Raw genomic sequence first — 19,805 nt, 5'->3', positions numbered from 1 at the left:
GTATGAAGCAGCTCCTTATTATTTTTCTGGTTCTTGGTCTTGGAATGAGCGTCCGCGCGCAGCATATACATTCGGAAAGCGACACCGTCAAAGCCCTCGATGAGGTAAGTGTCACCGCCATCGCCAAGCGTAAAATCGAGACCGAACTCAAGATGGCCGTTTCGGTAGACGAATTTTTGGCTTCTACAGACCACATCAGTTTCATCAAACGTGGTGCTTACGCCTGGGAACCCCTGCTCAATAACATGAGTACCGAGCGCTCAACGATTACCATAGACGGCATGCATGTTTTTGGTGCATGTACCGATAAAATGGATCCGATTACCTCGTATGTGGAAAGCAACAACCTGTCTACCATTGATGTAACATCCGGCCAAGCGGGCAGCCTGCACGGAGCAACAGTGGCCGGAAGTATCGATCTTAAAAGGAAAAGTACGCCATTCGGCTCCGACCGGGAAAAGAAATGGAATGGGGCTTACCAAACAGGTTTCGAATTCAATAATAACCAGTTCTTCAACCTGGGGAATCTTTCTTATTCAAGCGATAAGTTCGTGGCCGATGGGAGTATCTCCGTCCGAAAGGCAGGCAATTATTACGACGGCATCGACCGTGAAGTAAACCATTCGCAATACCAGAAATTCAACACATCTTTGGGGGTGGCATACAAAACGAGTCCGCTGTCTTCGGTAAGGGTAGATGCTATTTTCGACAGGGCAGCGGATGTCGGTTTCCCGGCACTACCGATGGATTTATGGCTCTCCCGGGCGATTATCACTTCAGCCGCCTACAAGCAGTTATTTGAAGATGGGCTGATGCGGGCTTGGGACACCAAACTTTATTTCAATGCGGTAGAACATTATATGGACGACACCAAACGCCCCGAGAACCTGGTCCATATGGATATGCCGGGCTGGAGTACCACCTACGGACTGGTTTCCCAAGCCAATTTAAAACGTGGTGACTATAGGGGTGACATCCAGCTTAATGTATACAATAATTTATCCATTGCAGAAATGACCATGTATCCACAGGACCGGAGCAAGAAAACGATGTTCGCCTATAGTTGGCCCTGGGTTACCACTCGTTTTGGGGGGCTTTCGATGAATAATGCCTGGGATATTTCGGAAATGAGCACCGTGAATTTCGGCGGGTCCTTAGGGTGGAATTACAACCATTCCAAATATGTGGAGTTCAACTGGATTTTCCATCCCGGTACGCCACAGGAGAAAAACAGGATATTGCCAGGCCTGCATGCCAGTTATCAACTCCATGTCGACCAATTTGATTTTTCTATCGGAACAGGTTATGGCCACCGGGCACCTTCCGTCTCGGAAGCGTACGGATATTACATCTACAATAGCTTTGACCGCTACGATTACATCGGGAACCCAGACCTGAAGAACGAGGTTTCTTATGAGGTTAACGCGAGTGCTGGGATTAAACGCGAAAGGATGGGCATCGAAGCAAAGGCAAACTATTTCCACATCCGGCATTACATCGTTGGGCGGATTTTGAGTTTGGGCAGCCCGATGAATTATCAATCGGTCGGCGTGAAAGGATACACGTCGTTAGCCTACGCAAAGCTGTTCAACCTATCGTTGAATGGCCATTACGATATACTGCCGCATCTGCATTGGAAGGGACTGCTAACCTATGCGCGGGCGACGGATAACCAAGGTGGGAATCTGCCGTTCATCCGCCCATTGAGTTATCAAACATCCCTTCATTTTATGCACAAGGGTTTCGGTATCCAGACATCGCTGTATGGCGATTTGGCGCAAAACAATTTCAGCCCCGAATATGGCGAAGATCTCACGCCGGCTTACCGGATATGGAACCTTTCTGCTGACTATACATTCCATTTTAAAAATTTCAAGGCCGTTTTGCAGGCAGGAGCTGAAAACTTATTCAATGAATATTACAGCACCTACGCAGATTGGGGTAACATCCCACGAATGGGTCGCAACGTTTTCACCTCACTGACGTTCAAATTTTAAAAGGTTTTAAGAAAATCATTAATCAAAACACAATCAAATAAAAACTAAAAATTATTCAAAATGAACACACGAGCAATATATTCCCTGGTATTCGTCGCGCTATTGGCATTGGCAGCTTGCAGTAAAGATGACAACGACCCCGTTGCAAATCATATCACACTGCATTTCAACAACACGTTTAAAAACACGACCATCGTGCTTGGCGACGCCACTTCTTCAGCTGCGACCGTAAATACGTCTGCTGAAGGACAAGTGCATCATTTTTCAGAACTGAAATACGTGATCAGCAATATCCGCCTGGTGAAAGCAGATGGCAGTGAGGTCCCCTACCACATCAACGATTTGGATAAGGGGGCGGCAGTAGTGAACCACGCCAAACCGCAGACGCGAGATTACGTGCTGAACAATATTCCTGCAGGGGAATACAAGCAGCTCAAATTCGGATTGGGCGTTAAGCCAGAACTGAACATATTGGATGAGGTACGATTCCCCAATTTTTATGCGGAGGCCGGGGCCAACGATACTGAAATGCATTGGGAATGGGGGACTGGATACCGATTCACTAAAATTGAGGGATTCTATGATGCCGACCAGAAACAGCTATCCATCCACACGGGAAGCACGGTAGCCGGGACGAACGGAGAGCCCGATACCTATACACAGGGCGTAGACGCGTACCGGGACATCACACTGGACCTAAGCACACATGCAGTCGTGGGCCGGAACGCACCTAAAATCACGATCGATGCCGATTTTGACAAGCTGTTGAGTGGAAAAACCAATACGGTCGTCCTGGGTGAAGGGAACGCTACGCCCAGCGTCCATACGGCAGCGAACATGGTGGTGTTTGTCGATAACCTAGGCGGTGACGGTTCCAGCGATATTTCGGGAATGTTCTCCATCGGGAAGGTAGAAAATTAACTAAGTTAATGAAGAAGGTATTCGCCCTATTAACCATCTCATCGTTGTTACTATCCTGTAACAGCGATGAGGTTATTGTGCCAAAACCTTTATACAACCCCGAAATCCCATTGCATATACCCGTTGGCTTTCCGCCATTGAATCGTTCGGCGGATGCCAATAAGCCTACAAAATACGGCGTGCAGTTGGGCGAAAAACTATTCCATGAGAAGAAATTCAGCGGGAACAATACCATTTCGTGCGCCAGTTGCCATAACCGGTCAAACGCATTTGCAGATCGTCATGCGCAGGCCGTAGGGGTTTACGACAGGGTTGGTCTCCGCAATACGCCGCCACTTCAAAACCTGGCTTTTATGCAATTCTATAACTGGGACGGCAATATCCTCGAACTCGAAAAACAACCGCTCGTGCCCATCATCACCCACGAGGAGATGAATTCTTCGATCATGGAGGTCATTGGCAAAATAAAAGACGACCGCGAATACCAGGAGTTGTTGAGGAATGCATTTGGCGATGAACAAATGACCCCCGAAAGGATTTACCGGAGTATTGCCCAATACGAATACACCTTGATTTCTGCTAACAGCAAGTACGATAAAGTTACACGAAATGAAGGTGAGGCATTTACGGCAAGTGAAGCCCGTGGTTACCGGATTTTTCAACAGAAATGTGAGGGTTGCCACAGCACAGCATTATTTACGGACCAAAGTTTCAGGAATGTCGGTTTTCCCTTAAACCCGAGCACAGAAGAGGCGGGACGTGCAAGGGTGACCGGGGTATCTGCTGATTATATGAGCTTTCGGGTTCCATCTTTAAGAAATGCGGAGTACACTGCGCCTTATGGAAGCTTCGGCCAGTTCCCAACCTTAAAAGCTGTTTTGGATTATTTTAACGATGGGGTTTTAGATGCGGATAATCTGGACCCGATATTAAAAGCAAACGGTAATAGAATACCCCTAAACGAGCAGGAAAAAGAAGACGTAATATCTTTTATCAAAACATTAAGCGACAGCACGTTTGTCGGAAAATAATTTCAATATTATCCTCCATGCCGTTGCATTTCTCCCTGCAATCTTTTCACTTCCTGCTGGAGGCCTTGAACGCGATTGAGCAAATGCGTTACGGCCTCGATACCAGCCATATTGATTTCCAATTCGTAATAAAGCCGGATGTATTTTTCCAAATCGGGCAGTTGTTCAAAAGCGATGAATGTTTCTTTACCCGAACGGTTCAACTCAATCAATCCGTGTTCATCCAGTTGCTGCACAAACGATAATTCGATGCTGTAATACGAGCAGCATTGCTCCACAGCTATTCTTTTTTCCTTTTCCATGTCTATCCCGGTTAACGTTCTTTAGAAAGTTGTTCAAACAGTTCTTTTTCTTTGGCTGTGAGGTGCGTAGGTAGCTGCACTTGGTAGGTAACATACAGGTCGCCATAAACGCCATCCTTTTTGTATACCGGAAATCCCTTCCCTTTCAATCGAACCTTCGTTCCGTTCTGGGTTTCGGGTGCTACTTTCAGCTTTACCTTACCCGATAACGTATCGAGCGTTTCTTCCCCACCGAGCATCGATTTATAGAGATCAAGTGGCACGTTTACATAAAGATCGTTGCCCCTTCGTTCAAAAACAGTATCGTTTTCTATGTCGAAGGTCAGGTAGAGATCACCAGCAGGACCACCATTCGCCCCTGGGGAACCATAGCCGGGAAGTTTAATCTCCTGGCCATTCGCGATACCCGCAGGCACGGCGATACGGACATTTTTTCCATTGATGGCAAATACCTGCTTATGCGTTTTATAGGCTTCTGACAACTTGACGGAGATGGATGCATGATAATCGTTCCCTTTGAATCTGGCCTGTCTACCGCTTCCCCTACTGCCAAACATCGAGGCAAAGAAATCGGAAAAATCACCTTCATCACCACTGTAGGAATAGTATCCTTCGTTACCATCGAACGGGCTACCGCCTCCTGCAAAAGGATTACTTCCGGCGTTAGCCTGTTGTTGCCTGGCCTGTTCAAATTGTTCGGCATGTTTCCAGTCCTTTCCGTATTGATCGTATTTTTTTCTTTTTTCAGGATCGCTCAAGACCTCGTTTGCCTCATTGAGCTGCTGAAAAAACTTTGCAGCTTCGGGATCATTGGGGTTCAAATCGGGGTGATGTTTACGCGCCAGTTTCCGATAGGCCTTTTTTATTTCGTCGGCCGTCGCGTTTTTGTCAATACCCAGTGTTTTATAATAATCGATGTAATCCATTGTTCAGCGTATTGTGTAGCAAAATAAAGCCCCGAAACGGGGAGAATCGGGGCTTTTCAAACTAACCAATTATATAAACCTAAATTGTGAACCCGACATGATTTAAATCATTATTAAATCACGAAGGGCTAAGAATTATTTAAATCATCAAAGGCTCCATCTAACCATTAAAATAAAAATCAACGAACAGATGAAAGATAAATTTTAAATTTCACTAACTGACTATATAACGCACAATAAACCGATTTGTTGCAGCCAAATTGTTAATAGATGTTAAAATTCCTAATCTATGCCCAACACCCACCTCACGTCAAATGCATCGGTTACTTCAACCAGTTTTTGGTCATCATAAGTAGCAATAGCATTCTTCCGATTGAATCTCAGTTTCCCAATAAGCGCTTGCCTATCAACTGCGTCTTTACAGCGCAAGAAAACAGCGATATAATTCCCCAATGTTCTTCCTTCGCTATGTACCAAGTCCGAGCCGTGGATTGTGATGCGATCGGAAACAAGCGACCCGCTGACAACAGGCATTTCTGTATATCCCTTCAACACTTTTTCCAGCATTTCAAATTGCAACGTGCCACCAAAACAGTTTTGGTAGTAAGTGAGTGCTTTCTTGCAGTTACCCGAAAATGTAATAAAAATCGCACTCACAAATTTACCAGAATTAGAATCAACCATACCGGATATACTAGGCGTCTGGAATTTCGGGCTCTACCAACTTGATCAACTTATCCAGCGAATCCTGCCAGCCTAAATAACACATTTCTGCCGGTATAAGCACAGGAATACCCTCCTGTAGCACCTTAAGTTCGGTGCCGCAGGAAACCTCCTTCAGCCATACCGTTGTAGTCATTTCTCCGGGCATATTGGGATCGTCGAACGTATCGCTGTATTTGATGAACGCATTGGGCTTTATTTCGAGATACGCCCCACCAAAGGAATGCGCGTGCCCGGTGCTGAAGTTGATAAACGTCATGTGATACTTCCCTCCTACCTTGAAATCCATATGCTGTACGGTGCATATAAAGCCATACGGAGGCAGCCATGTTGCATGCGCTAATGGATCGGCAAATGCACGAAAAACTTTTTCTGGGCTTGCCTTAATTACCCGATGTAGTGAAACCGTTTGATTCTCCATTTTATTAAAAATTAATTGTGATGATTTGATTAGTTGCCCTAGTTATTCGCCCGGATCTTATTGTTGTACACATATGAAACGGCCAGAATGGCTAATACCACCAGCGGCATCAGCATAAACCCAATGTTCTTGTCGACATACGCGTGGCTAATAAACGCGAAGATTAAATTGAAGGTAAGCCCTGCATACGCCCACTCCCTTAGTTTCGCCGGTACATTGGGGAAGGAAATTGCCAAAACACCGAGTACTTTACAGATGATGAGGGCGTATGCAAAATAATCCGGATAGCCCAAAGGCGCTGTACCTACAGTTGCCTGGTCTGGTGAAAAAAGCAGTGCGCTAAGCGGCATCACGCCTTCCCAAAGGATGATAACGGTTGTTGCCACCCAAAAAATTATTCTATTCTTCTTCATTTTATCATTATTAACGATTTATAAGTCACTTCGACTCGACGTACCTCACAAAGTTGTCCAGGATCGCCTGCCACCCTTGTTTCTGGAATTCAGGGTCGTTTTCCGTTTCCGCATCAAAGGTGGTGGCGATGTTGGTTTTCCCGTCGTGCACGGTAAACACTGTGGTCGCTTTCCGCCCATCAGGCATGGTATAGGCTATTTCCTTATATTCCTCCACCTTATCATAAACACCTTCAAAATCAAAACCGAAGCTGCCATCTTTAGCCTCCATTCTGTTCTTAAATTTTCCTCCCGCCCGCAAGTCGTTTTCACTGCTCGGGCTATGCCAGCTAGGGTCGGGTGTATTCCATTGCATTATATCCGCCGGTGTGTTCCATGCTTTCCAAACTTTTGCAACGGGTACATTTGCAATTGCTTCAACGGTAATTCTCGTTACTTGTGCCATTGTTCGTTAATTTTTTGTTTATCAAATTTTACAATTCAAAGTTACAACAGCGTCTAAAATGCTGGCGGTTGTGAAAATGACAATATTAGGGGTGAATTATGACAAACTATTTTTTTACCTTGCGGTATATAACCAAGTTGATATGCGGATTTCTGTTTTTGTACCCGAGTATGGCGTAATTGAAGCGGTTACACCGCCGTTCAGAACGTTCAACACTGCCAATGAATTTCTAACCGCATTTGGTAAAAAGCCCATTTTCAAGGTAGAATACGTAGGCCTAAGGCAATATGTACCTGCTAACAACGGCGAATACACCATTAAAACCGACAGGTTGCTCAAGGACGTGACCGCAACGGACTTGCTCATCATACCGCCTACATTCGGCGATGCTGCTAAAGGAATTGAGGCCAATGCAGAAGCAATACCTTATTTTAAGAAGTTGCATGGGCAGGGTTCGAGTCTCGCCAGTTTATGTATCGGCGCTTTTCTTTTGGCCGAAACGGGTTTGCTCAATGGCAAAAAATGCTCTACACATTGGGCTTATATCAATGAGTTTAGAGAACGGTACCCGGAAGTGGAAGTAGAAGATGGTGCAATCATTACCGCACACGACAATATTTATAGCAGTGGCGGTGCAAGCAGTTTATGGAATTTGATTTTATACCTGGTTGAAAAGTATGCTGATCGAGAAACCGCGGTGATGATCTCAAAATATTTTGCACTGGATATCGGGCGGGATAGCCAGTCTCAATTTGCCATATTCAAAGGGCAACGGAATCATGGCGATGATGATATTCAAAAAGTACAAGATTACATTGAAGAACATTATTGCGATAAACTATCTATTGAAACATTAGCAACGTTGATAAACAGCGGTCGCAGAACATTTGAAAGGAGATTTAAAGAGGCAACCAACAACACACCTATCGCGTATATACAGCGGGTACGAATAGAAGCGGCAAAAAAGTACTTTGAAGCGGCACGGAAAAACGTCACTGAAATCATGTTTGATGTGGGTTATACAGACACGAAAGCATTTAGGGATATATTCAAGAAAATAACCGGGCTTACGCCTATTGAGTACAGGAATAAATTTGCAAGGGTAGCAAATGAAGTTTAACTTATAGGATATGGAAGAGAAAATGAATGAATCGACACCACAGCGTCCGGAGGGTGAACGGACCGTTGACGCACCGCTGGTAACGATAGATCTACCCCGATTCATGGAACAGATCAAAAAGGAACCCGCGTGGCTGAATGGGCCGCGAAATGCAATCACAGTGTTCAAATCGGAACGCCTGCGGCTTGTGCTGATCGCATTACATAGCGGAGCTGAGTTGCCTACACATGCAGCAGACGGTACCATCAGTGTGCAAGTACTGGAGGGCTACATCCAATTCACAACGGATAACGAATCTGTGGAACTCGGAGAGGGACAGGTGGTTACCCTACACGAGAAGATACCCCATAGTGTACTGGCATTGGAAGAAAGCCTTTTCCTATTAACACTTGCTCCTGCCGTTAAACCGGTATGATAGGCAAGTGTCTAGCCGCTGGAAATAACAAAAGTGCAGATCATACCACCTGGGTTTTGACTGGGTGCTTTTCACGCACGTTCCAATAACACGGAAAAATGAAATTTTTAAAATTACTGAATATCAATAAATTATATTTACCTTTACAGGCAATTAATTTTTTATTCATTTTTTATCCAAAATGCCATGCAAGAAGGCAAAGTAAAATTTTTCAATGAAACCAAAGGTTTCGGTTTCATCACCCCCAACGACGGTGGTAACGATGTATTTGTTCACACCTCAGGGTTGAAAGATCGTATCCGTGAGAATGACGATGTTTCATTTGAAGTCGCACAGGGCCAAAAAGGGCTCAACGCAGTAAATGTCAAATTGATTTAAATCCATTTTTCAGGTATTGTATAGTACCATCCGGCGGTCATCACCGGATGGTTTTTTTTTATAAGCCCCCCAATACCTGCCCTAAATACGTATCTTCGGGCGCATTATTTCTAATACACGTATCCATACATGTCTAAAACCAGTTTCAACAGCATAAACAAACCTTTTGCCGCTACGCTACGCGCACGGGTAAACGATTATTTCAAAACGCGGCAGCTTGCCAACACCGGCAATGGAAAGTTGTACGTCAAAAGCATAACACTGGTAACAACGGCCATTGCACTTTACACGATATTGCTCGCACTTACCATGCCGCTATGGCTTTCCTGCCTATTATGCATATTACTCGGCATTAACTTCGCCGCCATTGGGTTCAACATTATGCACGAAGGGGGGCACCAAAGTTTTGCTAAAAGCAAATGGTTGAATACAGCGTCAGCCTATACACTGAATATGCTCGGCGGCACTATCTATTTCTGGAAACAGAAACACAACATCAACCACCACACCTATACAAACATAGACGGTCTGGACCACGATATCGACGTGAAATTCATGCGTATGCATGCTGACCAGCCCCATCGTTGGTTTCATCGATTCCAGTTTGCCTATTGGTTCGTGTTATACGGTATTTCCTATATTGCTTGGGTCTTGTTTCAAGATTTTGAGAAATATTTTTCAGGAAAGATGGGACAGCAGGCACAACGGAAAACTATGCCTTTGCGAGAACACCTCATCTTCTGGGCCACAAAAATCGGTTACATAGCGGTTTATTTGGTTATTCCCATTGTTGCAGTTGGCTGGCTTCCGGCGCTGATCGGTTGGCTCATTGCTGGCGTCTCCTGTGGCTTTTTCTTAGCGGTTGTTTTCCAGCTGGCTCACGTTGTGGAAGCTACCCAGTTTCCTGTAGCAAACGAGGATAGCGGTAAAATTGAACAGGAATGGATGGTACATCAGTTGAGTACTACAGCCAATTTTGCAACCGGTAGCCGCATTGTATCCTGGTTACTCGGCGGGCTCAATTTCCAGGTGGAGCATCATCTGTTTCCCCGAATCAGCCACGTGCATTATCCCGCCATCAACAAGCTGGTGAAAGCCACTTGTGAGGAATTTGGGGTGACATATCTGGAGCATAAGACGATGAGCGCGGCTTTTGCATCCCACCTTCGGCATATTTACCAGCTCAGCAGGGCTTAACGGTTATAAAACAATACGCTTGCGCTACCTGTTATCTTCATGATCAATAGATGGTGGCGTGAGTATGCAAACTGCAATACGTAAACAAGTCAAAGTCGATTTATCTGCTGAAAAAGCATTTAATACGTTTGTCAACGGACTTACACTGTGGTGGCCTAAAGCATACACGTGGTCCAAAGATAAGTTAACGGAAATCAGTATACATCCTGTACCCGGAGGGCATTGCATGGAAAAAGGCCCAAATGATTTCCGATGCGATTGGGGAACCGTTTCGGCTGTAAAACGCAGTGAATACATCACCATCAAGTGGCAAATCAGCCCGTTCCGCGTGCCGGAGCCTGATCCACTTAAAGCAAGTGAGGTAACCATCCGGTTCCGGGCGATGCACGATGGGCAAACGGTTGTCGAGCTTCGGCATGATCATTTTGAAAACCACGGCGATGGCCATGAAGAATACCGTAAAGCGATGGACAGCAGCCAAGGTTGGGAATATATCTTGGCCTGCTTCGCGGTACGCGCGCGAAAAGGAAATGGTACGACGACTGCCGAGGTGGCGTTTTGAAAATGATAATCCAAAACTATTTCGTCCGCACCTTGTTGGCAAAACAAGGAGGATACCACGATGACAAACAAAGATAAACAACAGCCACCGGTCGATCCGGAAAAAATGGAAAAAGGTATTGCCGAAAATGAGCGGGCAGGCCACAAAGCGTTCGATCGGCAACAGCAATATGACAACTCGGACGATGACGAGGCAAGCATCCGTGAAACCGATGACCCTGATGAAGTAGATCGGGAAGGCAGCGACCTCGCTGGTACTGCTTCAGGCAATCTAGAAGACGACGATGTTTAATTAGGCACCTACAAACGTTTCGCAAAGGGCTTTGTCTTCCGACATACAGCGTCTTCATCGGGGGGCATTCGATGCCGTAGCATATAACTAAAATCGGCCATTCCCCGTTGACGGGGGAATGGCCGATGCAGAAATCGTATGCCGCTGATTATTCTTTAGTAAACCTGAAATTAGCAAAGTAATAAACGATGTCTGGTACGGGCTTGAAGTCCACTGATGGTTCACCGCCGATGTTCATCACAATGACCCGGTTGTGCTTACCCACCGCTTGTGACAAATCGACGGTTACGTCAATCCATTTCTCCAAATTGGCGTCACTGATCCGGAAATCATCGGCATTGTGCGCCCAATATTCTTGACCGAAGTCACTGTTTTGCCCAAACGACCACATGGAATTCATAAACCGAGGCCAAAGTCGCTGATAAGGCGCATAACTACCTGAGAAAGAACTTTTAGCTGGAGCATACACCTTAAATTTAAGGTACTTATATTCCTGTACATTAAACTGGTACTCACGCGGTAATGCTACCACTAAAGATGCACTGCGACTGCGCAGTACAGCTTTCAACACATTTTGCAAGCCACCACCTGCAGGTGCATCTGTCGCTGGGTAGGTAACATCGATTTGCCAAGCGTTATCCTGAACCCTTCCGTCAAGGAAGAAGTTCGCCGGAATCAACGCTTCACTGGGCGACGTTACCAACTCAACCACACCACTTTCTATGTAGGGATTCAACAAGTTGTCCAAGCCCATGGAGTGTGGCACGTATCGGACCTTTTCAAGGAGACCCGACTCCAGCATATCCTTAAGTGTCTGCGCATTTGCCGATGAAATGTCAGCAACCTTCCGAGCAAACGGAACACGAACGCCTCCACCGACGGTACTCTGAACGCTGTTGCGGTCGTATCTGAGCGTAGTCATCTCAAACAAGTCTCCCCCCGTAAGGTCAAGTTCCTTTAAGTTGGGAAAATAGAAAATATCCTGCAATGAATTAGCGTGTATCGGATAGACCAACTTAGTAAACGCCGATATACCGTCGGCGGTGAATTCGGTAACCCCATTGGCTTCCAATATAGCCCGCTCAGAAGGTGCAAATGGTGTAGCGCCCGTAGGCATATTAATCACCAACTCTTTCTCAAGCGCAATGGTGTCGAGAATCGGTACGTTATTGATTTTCGGAACCACGTTATAGGTAATGTTCACAGTAGTAGCTTCACCCGATTGCAAATTGGGGATGAAAAAACGCGAATCCGCCTCCCGTTTTCCGGTTTGCTCCACACCGTCCTTATCTATATAACTAAATGTTAAGCTCTTGTAGTCCAACAATACAGAAGAAAGACCATTCGGCCAATCGACCACGGCGGAAGAGGGCGACGTGAGTACACGCGGCGAATTAACGGCTAGACCAGCGACATCGCTGATTGTATAGGGAATGAGCGCGATCTCAAGTGGTACCGATTTGTTTTCAAATTCATCGATGGTGTAAATTTGGAAACGGTATAGTTTAGGTTGGCTAAGCCCAGTGATGTTAACCCAAGATACCAGCGAATCGATAACAATACGTTGGTCGTCATACTCCACTACCGTCTTTTTGGCTTTACCCAAATTGATTTTATTACTGGCTATGCGACCGGCCTTCATTAAATCGATCTCAACCCGCTCGTAACCAATATGCCCCACAATGGTATCGTATTTGGCGGGATAGACGACTTCGCCGGAATATTCGTCCAAGCTGTCGTACATGCCATCACATGAACCTAACAAGATGATGGATAGCATGGAGAAAAATAATATTCTATTTACCATGTCAACTGTGTTTTGAAAAACGGATTACTGATTTACCTTTCGCCCATAGAGGGTAATTTCAGACAAACAGTTCGCATCTTCAAGTGTATAATTTCCGTTAAAACTCTTTATCGCCTCATACCTGAACCAACGCGTAGGTTTGGTGTACTTCGGATCATCAGGGTACATGTAGGCTTCGTCACCCGCCTCGCCGGCCTGTACGAACTCCAACTCACTGAGCCCAACGGGAACCGGTATCTTATGCTGCGAAATATACACCCACTCTTGGGCGGCATCATCCCAAGCATACATGTTATACATACCTACATTCTCCGATTGGTAGTATTGCCCCCGGTTGATGTTGGACAGCCCGCCCGAATGCCGTTGTACGGTAACAATACGACTCAATTCATAATAATCGCCCATATCGATGATAAAATTCCAGGGCATGTTGCCGTCGGCTGTCCGGCCAGTACGCCCACGGCTATGGGTATGCATGAAATTGAGATTGTCTCCTTGATCAATGATTCCATCAATGACTTTCGCTGAACGCCCTTCGAGACCATCTCCAAAAACCATCGGCACACCGCCGACACTGTCATTTGCATCGGGCAATATCCAGTTCGCTTTGGGTATCTCAATGTCTTCGTATAAAGAAAGAGAACCTTTATCCACTGATTCGGTGACATTACCAAATTGGTCTTCTACCCGTACACTCACCTTCACCTGGTCTTGGGGTGAGAGGTAGAGATCACGGATAAACCTCCTGTCTTCGGCCAAATTTGACGAGAATACTGTGGTCAGTTGCCGCTGCTCCCCGTTGAGGGTAAAACTATAATCCACATATACGTTCACGTTCTGCTCCAGCTCGTTGGTCCAATCGAGGAAAAACGAACTAAATCCCGATTTCACCTCAATGGATGAAGCCACGCGACTAAATGCAGGTTCCAAAGGGGTGATTGATACCGTAACCGGTTCGGAGCGATTGCCGGAACGATCGACCGCATACAGCGTCACCTCATGCGGATCGGTGCTACCGAATCCATATACGTCTAGCGAATCGACAAAATAAGACGACGAAAACGTATACGCTTTTCCATTTTTAGCCTTATATACAGCTTCTACCTGTAACAAGTCTTCATCCGTGGGCAGGTCGTAGAAGAACCGTGCGCCGCCATATAAGGGTTTTTGATCAACGATGGTAATTTTACCCGGTGCATCACTATCACCAACGTGGCTCGCATAGCGGTTTTCCTCCTTACAGGAACCGACAATTAGCAGTGGAGCCACTAGCATTGCAACATATTTTCTTTTATTCATAACTCTCTCATGTTGGGGATGATTACCATCCCGGGTTTTGGATCAGATTTCCGTTTGTATTCATTTCTTCCAAATCAATGGGCCACAGGTAATCGGTAATGGTAAACCGCCGAGCCTGTTTAACCTCGAGCGCAAAGAACGATTCACCTGTGGTGCCTGTATGCGTCCACCCCCACACCGGTGATGAAAATTCTGCAACGGCACGCTTGTGCCTCCACATGTCCCAGAAATGCTGCCCTTCAAAAGCGAGCTCAACTGATCGCTCCTCAAGAATGATATCGCGCATACCTTCCTTCGTACGGTGCTTGTTAACCGTTTTTGCCAAGCCGGCATCCGACCATACCACTTCAACATCAGGAATACCTGCGCGTTCGCGAACCAAGTTCACCGCGTCATATACCTCTTGGCTAGGGCCGCTGTATTCGTTGAGTGCTTCGGCCTTCATGAGGTACAGATCCGCCATCCGTACCAGTGGATAAGGGAAACGGATAACCCGCTGCCAAGCGGCTGACTGCGACTCGGGATGTATTAACTTCTGTACACCGATACCGGTAGTCAAAAAGTCGGTGGCATGTGTAGACGAGTTGTACCCACCGTCGGCTCCGTTATACATCATCGTGTTTATCCGTACAGTGTGTGCTCTCCAAAACCCACCGGTAATCCCTAAATTGGCATAAAAACGGGGTTCACGGTTGAGATACATGTTGATGGTCTCGGCACCTGGCTGCATGATACCGTTTAACTCGGCATATTCAGGATCAAGCAGCCCCGGGGTTTGGGTGAGTTCGTGCATAGTAGCCGTATTGTAGGTCAAATCCTCATCAATAGGTAGTCCGTTGCGGGTGTAATACCGTTCAACCATCTTATAGGTAGCCGCCATCCATTGCCATGAAAACTCTGCTGTATTTATCACCCCATCGCCATAGCCAGCCGGAAGACGAATATTTGTGGAGTGAGCCAATTCACCCTGCCCATAATAATTGTGATTTGAAAATCCCCATACCAGCTCCCTATTCCAAGGGTCGCATATCACCATACGCAAATCATATAATGTACGCATGTTCTCTTCATTTGTCGAAAAGGCCTCCCGGTCGTAAATAAAGGGTTCTTTTTCAAAATGGTAAAGGCGCAAACCATTCTGCTCGCAAAGTGCAATGGATTCATTGATCGCGTCTAGCGCTTGTTTCCATTTCTCATTATCATACTGGAGTGGGAAAAAGGGCTGTCCGTCATGGTCCACGAAATCTCCGAAATACTCCTGGTTTCCATTGAAGAACGGGCTGGCACGGTAAAACAGCACCCGTGCTTTGATGGCTTTTGCCGCGACCTGATCCACCTGTCCCATGTTACTCTCGGTGGCCCTTTCCGTAAGATTAGGGATCGCCTCATCCATCAGCGCAAGGATGTAATTGAAGCAATCCTCCACCTTAGAGCGCGGTAAGAACAATTCTTCTTTCGAGGCTTCTGGCGAAACCATTTTCGTTGGAAGTACAATCGGTCCGTATTGCCGCACCAGTAAAAACGCATAGTATCCTTTCAGGAAGGTTACCTGGGCGGCCCATTCAGCCTTTTCCAGGTCAGACATATCCCGCACATTATTAATGTTTTGCAGAAACACGTCACATTGACGGAGACCGTCATACAGGCTTCTTGCCCCCTCGGTGCCCGACCAAGTACCGAGTTGCGGATTGGTGGCGCTCTGCAGGCCGCGCATGATACGCATGGCCCTCAGGTTACCGGTGTTATTATTGAGGTCTAGTCTGCCGACAAACTCATCACCTAGCGTCCAGGTCGTTAAATGAGTATCATCAACGCGAGGGATGTAGCTGTACACCCGCGCCAAAGCTTCATACGCTGTTTCCCGCGTATCAAAGAGATCTTCCAAGGTCATGGTGTTGTCTGGAACCACATCGAGATACTTGGTACACGACTGCGACAATAGCGTTGCACACACCACTAACCCAACTTTCAAAAACGTCTTCATCTTCTTTTAGTATTATAGAGACAACTGAATTCCTATGTTAAACCTTTTATTGGGTGGATAACGTAATCCACGCCTACCCATCTCTGGATCCCACAACTTAAAGCTACTGAACACCAATGGGTTTTCCGAACTTACATAGATGCGTGTACCCTCGCCCAGGCCAATACGTTTAAGCCCTTTGGGGCTATAGCCAAGTTCCACGCTTTTCAAACGTAGAAATGAAGCGTCTCGTAACCACCACGACGATTGCCGAAGGTTATTGTCTATTGGCTCCGTAGACAACCTCGGCCAGAATGCGTGCACATTCGGATTGGTTTCAGTCCAATAATCCCTTGCCACCACTTCCAGCGCATTCCGACGAAGCACAAAGGGAGCAATTCCCTCGTCGTTATCATTCCCGCCACCTACGCCCGGATTGATGAAAAAAGACACCCGATCGTTTCCTTGGAAGAAGAACGAGAAATCAAACCGTTTATAGCCGGCAGACAAACCGAAACCGTATTGGATTTCCGGCACCGTTGGAAAACCCAATGGCACTTCATCGTTTCCATTGATCACACCGTCGCCGTTGACGTCCTTATACTTGATATCGCCCGCCATGTACTCACCGAAATCTTGACGAGGTGAATTAGCGATTTCCGCTTCGTCCACAAACAGACGTTCGGCCACCAAACCCCATTGTTGGTTAATGTTATGCCCCAATCTGCTCAGGTACCTATCAGCATAGTCGCGCTCATCCAGTTCCAAATATTCGTTCGTGGCATAGGTAAAGTTAGCGCGTCCGTTGAGCCAAAACTCGTTGTTGAAGAAATGTTGGTACGTGATGGATCCATCGAAGCCCTGAGACAACGCTTTACCCACGTTGCCGCTAATACTGGCTTCCAAGCCCGCTGTCGAAGGAAAGTTCTGGCGTACCATATAAATATTGCTGCGTATATCCCGAAAGAAATCACCCTCAATTTTCAACGCTTCATTGAACAAGCCGACTTCTAAACCTAAATTGTATTTTTCAGACACCTCCCAAGTGATGTCAGCGTTAGCATACCGGTTTATGTAATATCCGCTATAAGCATTCATGAAATTGGTTCCCCAACGATATCCGTTCGCAGTGGTATTGGTACCGCCCTGGAGGCCGATATCAGAAAGGTAGAAGAAGCGGTCCTTACGTTCGGCGATGGCATCGTTTCCAACCAACCCCCAGGTAGCACGGAGCTTCAGCGTACTGAAGATGTCCGTTGCAGGCTCGAAGAACTTTTCGTTGGAAACCATCCAGCCACCACCCACTGACGGGAAAAACCCGTACCGCTTGGAACCATCGAATTTTTCTGACCCATTGAATCCGTAAGCAAACTCGAAGAAATAGCGGTTATCGAAATCGTAAGTAGCCCGTCCGGAGTTCCCCATATTGCGTTCGGGCAAGGTTTCGTAAATCGATGTGCTATTACCGGCAGTTAAGAGTTTTTCTTCCATCATCCCCACCGTCATCAAACCTACGGTGTGTTTACCAAACACGCGATCCCAATTCAATCGGCCTTCAAAATAATAATGACCATCGGCATTTCTTCCGGGTTCAACATTTCCTAGGAAGACGGACCCCGCATTTGGATTCAGCGAATACAAGGTATAGTCTCCCGTTACCTGGTTATAATCCTGCAACGAGTAGAAGAACGGACTGTACGTACGTAAGCTCTGATACTGACTCCAGATATTGGCTGAGATACGGCCTTGAAATTTTAATCCTTCGGTAATGAAGTCGAAGTCCTGCATCAACGTCGCCTGGGTGGTCAACCGGCTTTCATTACGATCGTTGTACCCTCTAACCATAGATGCGTAGGGGTTAGGTTTCATGCCACCACCGACCCACGTATTGCCGAACAGCGTGTGGTTGGCGAACTCGTTGGCCGCATCAGGCTCATAAACGGCTGGAAAATCGACTGGGTTACTCCACATGATTTCGTAGAAAATATCGGTAGCCGAAGCCCATGGGCCATTATACCGCTCGAACTGTCCTTGAATCCGGGTATCCAGTGTTGTGGTCGGCGTTAACTTGAAAATAACATTGGACCGGATAAATGCCCGGTTAATATCAATGTTGTTATTGAAGTTATTGCGGTTATCCACCTTCAGCAGTCCGGTTTCTTTTTCCCAACCCGCAGAAACGTAGTAGTTGGCTACTTGCCCGCCGCCGGAGAGATTCACATTCGCCTTGGCATTATTCGTAGACTTATTGAAGAGTGTTTCATGCCAGTCCACATTCGGAAACAACATCGGGCTCACGCCATCGATGGTTGATTGAATCTTTTGCTGGGAGTAGTAAGCGCCCAATAGCGGATCGCGGGTAATCCGCGCTTCGTTGTAAAGCTGCATATACTCCACCCCGTCGAGTAGCTTGGTCATCTGCACCGGCGAACTCACGTTAAAATCGACCCGTGCATTTACCTGCACCGGCCCCTCGCGCCCCGACTTCGTTGTGATCATAATTATACCGTTCGCTCCACGTGCACCATAAAGTACCGTGGCCGACGCATCTTTCAGAATAGAGAAACTTTCGATATCATCCGGACGGAGCCGTGCCAGTGCGTCTGTCGTGGCCTCGAAGCCATCAATCAAAATAAGCGGCGATGTTTGGTAACCAAATGTGGTAACCCCGCGGATAAAGAACTGGGCATTATCTGCACCCGGTTCACCCGTGGTTTGGAACGAAACCATACCCGGAATACGGCCAGCGAATGAACTGGTCAAGTTGGAAGACGGCACCCTCAAGTCGGACGCCTTTACCGTGGTGATCGACCCGACTACACTGGTTTTCTTCTGGGTACCGAAAGCCACAACGGTAACTTCATCCAGCTGGCTCTCGTCATCGTATAACATAATTTCCAACACGTTACGGTCCCCTACCGCCTCATGTGCAGGAAGCTTTCCCACAAAGGAGAAAACCAACGTGTCACCAACGGCCGCCTCAAGTGAAAACTCCCCGTTGGCATCGGTTTGTGTAGCGATTGCTTTACCCTGCACCGTTAAACTGACGCCGGCAAGCGGAGTTCCGTCTCCGGCGTCTTTTACGACCCCCGAAACGCGCTTGGTTTGAGCCATGCTCACACCGTGCAATAGCAATAAAAATAAAATCCCAATAATTCTCATAATATCTAAATGGTTGTTAAAAAAGCGAATACACTCCTAGTTTGCTTGCACCAGACAGTACAAGCAACACCATACTAAGCATCGATCTAGCATGCAACCGCACGTATAGCGTATGCAGATTTTTCAGGCTGAAATGCGGCGCTGCCTCCCGACAACTTACAATAAACGGGGAAAGCGACGCTTGGGCATCTAACCGTCTAAAAGATTACTGATTTTGGAAATGGTATCCGGAAATTGCGTTTGCAATACAAGGATTGAAATGTGTCTGTGTTTCTCCATATGTTTGTTGGTTATTTTAATTGGCAAGTGATGATGGTCAATCGATTTGATAACTAGGCATCACCGGCTTGTCGTAGACAAATATATATTTTATTTTAATAACCAAGAATTTTTTTTTGGATTAAAAAAACTTAATTTTTTTTAAACTTCAAG

The 19,805-nt window shown here is 46.4% G+C and carries 19 protein-coding genes; 9 read left to right on the top strand and 10 right to left on the bottom strand.

Features of this window, described 5'->3' with window-relative positions:
* Positions 1 to 2: 2 nt before the first annotated feature.
* From VNQ80_RS19365 to VNQ80_RS19355, 3 genes are read left to right on the top strand one after another with little or no spacing between them, the layout of a single operon-like run.
* Positions 3 to 1,997, top strand: coding sequence for a TonB-dependent receptor plug domain-containing protein (locus tag VNQ80_RS19365; RefSeq protein WP_325641800.1), 1,995 nt, complete (start codon positions 3 to 5; stop codon positions 1,995 to 1,997).
* 60 nt (positions 1,998 to 2,057) lie between these two features.
* The gene (locus tag VNQ80_RS19360) at positions 2,058 to 2,918 is read left to right on the top strand and encodes an MbnP family protein (protein ID WP_325641798.1); all 861 of its coding nucleotides are present in this window, start codon (positions 2,058 to 2,060) and stop codon (positions 2,916 to 2,918) included.
* Between the two features lie 8 nt (positions 2,919 to 2,926).
* Positions 2,927 to 3,949 carry a cytochrome-c peroxidase gene (locus VNQ80_RS19355; RefSeq protein ID WP_325641796.1) on the top strand — a complete coding sequence of 341 codons (1,023 nt, stop codon included), beginning with the start codon at positions 2,927 to 2,929 and terminating at the stop codon, positions 3,947 to 3,949.
* Positions 3,950 to 3,957: 8 nt separating this feature from the next.
* Here the strand turns inward: VNQ80_RS19355 and VNQ80_RS19350 are convergent, their stop codons facing one another.
* The 6 genes from VNQ80_RS19350 to VNQ80_RS19325 all read right to left on the bottom strand — a co-directional run bounded on the left by VNQ80_RS19350 (position 3,958) and on the right by VNQ80_RS19325 (position 7,179).
* Positions 3,958 to 4,251 (bottom strand): chaperone modulator CbpM, encoded by a 294-nt coding sequence (locus VNQ80_RS19350; protein WP_325641794.1) that lies wholly within the window; start codon positions 4,249 to 4,251, stop codon positions 3,958 to 3,960.
* Between the two features lie 11 nt (positions 4,252 to 4,262).
* A complete protein-coding gene (locus VNQ80_RS19345; RefSeq protein ID WP_325641792.1) occupies positions 4,263 to 5,177 on the bottom strand; it encodes a DnaJ C-terminal domain-containing protein in 915 nt (304 codons plus the stop codon).
* Between the two features lie 282 nt (positions 5,178 to 5,459).
* A complete protein-coding gene (locus tag VNQ80_RS19340; protein WP_325641790.1) occupies positions 5,460 to 5,861 on the bottom strand; it encodes a glyoxalase in 402 nt (133 codons plus the stop codon).
* A 10-nt stretch (positions 5,862 to 5,871) separates the two neighbouring features.
* A complete protein-coding gene (locus VNQ80_RS19335) occupies positions 5,872 to 6,321 on the bottom strand; it encodes an SRPBCC family protein (RefSeq protein ID WP_325641788.1) in 450 nt (149 codons plus the stop codon).
* A 38-nt stretch (positions 6,322 to 6,359) separates the two neighbouring features.
* Positions 6,360 to 6,734, bottom strand: coding sequence for a DoxX family protein (locus VNQ80_RS19330; RefSeq protein ID WP_325641786.1), 375 nt, complete (start codon positions 6,732 to 6,734; stop codon positions 6,360 to 6,362).
* 25 nt (positions 6,735 to 6,759) lie between these two features.
* Positions 6,760 to 7,179 (bottom strand): SRPBCC family protein, encoded by a 420-nt coding sequence (locus VNQ80_RS19325; RefSeq protein ID WP_325641784.1) that lies wholly within the window; start codon positions 7,177 to 7,179, stop codon positions 6,760 to 6,762.
* 142 nt (positions 7,180 to 7,321) lie between these two features.
* Here VNQ80_RS19325 and VNQ80_RS19320 point away from each other — a divergent pair, with 142 nt between their 5' ends.
* From VNQ80_RS19320 to VNQ80_RS19295, 6 genes are all read left to right on the top strand, one after another.
* A complete protein-coding gene (locus VNQ80_RS19320; protein WP_325641782.1) occupies positions 7,322 to 8,299 on the top strand; it encodes a GlxA family transcriptional regulator in 978 nt (325 codons plus the stop codon).
* A gap of 10 nt (positions 8,300 to 8,309) precedes the next feature.
* The gene (locus tag VNQ80_RS19315; protein ID WP_325641780.1) at positions 8,310 to 8,714 is read left to right on the top strand and encodes a cupin domain-containing protein; all 405 of its coding nucleotides are present in this window, start codon (positions 8,310 to 8,312) and stop codon (positions 8,712 to 8,714) included.
* 186 nt (positions 8,715 to 8,900) lie between these two features.
* Positions 8,901 to 9,092, top strand: coding sequence for a cold-shock protein (locus VNQ80_RS19310; protein ID WP_325641778.1), 192 nt, complete (start codon positions 8,901 to 8,903; stop codon positions 9,090 to 9,092).
* A gap of 129 nt (positions 9,093 to 9,221) precedes the next feature.
* Positions 9,222 to 10,289, top strand: a complete 1,068-nt coding sequence (locus VNQ80_RS19305; protein WP_325641776.1) for an acyl-CoA desaturase — start codon at positions 9,222 to 9,224, stop codon at positions 10,287 to 10,289.
* Positions 10,290 to 10,353: 64 nt separating this feature from the next.
* On the top strand, positions 10,354 to 10,851 hold the full coding sequence (locus tag VNQ80_RS19300; RefSeq protein WP_325641774.1) for an SRPBCC family protein: 498 nt from the start codon (positions 10,354 to 10,356) through the stop codon (positions 10,849 to 10,851).
* Positions 10,852 to 10,911: 60 nt separating this feature from the next.
* A complete protein-coding gene (locus tag VNQ80_RS19295; RefSeq protein WP_325641772.1) occupies positions 10,912 to 11,142 on the top strand; it encodes a hypothetical protein in 231 nt (76 codons plus the stop codon).
* Between the two features lie 148 nt (positions 11,143 to 11,290).
* Here the strand turns inward: VNQ80_RS19295 and VNQ80_RS19290 are convergent, their stop codons facing one another.
* From VNQ80_RS19290 to VNQ80_RS19275, 4 genes are read right to left on the bottom strand one after another with little or no spacing between them, the layout of a single operon-like run.
* On the bottom strand, positions 11,291 to 12,949 hold the full coding sequence (locus VNQ80_RS19290) for a DUF4998 domain-containing protein (protein WP_325641770.1): 1,659 nt from the start codon (positions 12,947 to 12,949) through the stop codon (positions 11,291 to 11,293).
* A 24-nt stretch (positions 12,950 to 12,973) separates the two neighbouring features.
* Positions 12,974 to 14,248, bottom strand: coding sequence for a DUF4959 domain-containing protein (locus VNQ80_RS19285; RefSeq protein ID WP_325641768.1), 1,275 nt, complete (start codon positions 14,246 to 14,248; stop codon positions 12,974 to 12,976).
* 22 nt (positions 14,249 to 14,270) lie between these two features.
* The gene (locus tag VNQ80_RS19280) at positions 14,271 to 16,232 is read right to left on the bottom strand and encodes a RagB/SusD family nutrient uptake outer membrane protein (RefSeq protein WP_325641766.1); all 1,962 of its coding nucleotides are present in this window, start codon (positions 16,230 to 16,232) and stop codon (positions 14,271 to 14,273) included.
* 12 nt (positions 16,233 to 16,244) lie between these two features.
* Positions 16,245 to 19,373: a TonB-dependent receptor gene (locus tag VNQ80_RS19275; RefSeq protein WP_325641765.1), complete on the bottom strand. Its 3,129-nt coding sequence runs from the start codon at positions 19,371 to 19,373 to the stop codon at positions 16,245 to 16,247.
* Positions 19,374 to 19,805: the final 432 nt, after the last annotated feature.

Source organism: Parapedobacter sp., assembly GCF_035556095.1.
GTDB lineage: Bacteria > Bacteroidota > Bacteroidia > Sphingobacteriales > Sphingobacteriaceae > Parapedobacter.
This window is presented reverse-complemented; position numbering and strand designations above follow the sequence as displayed.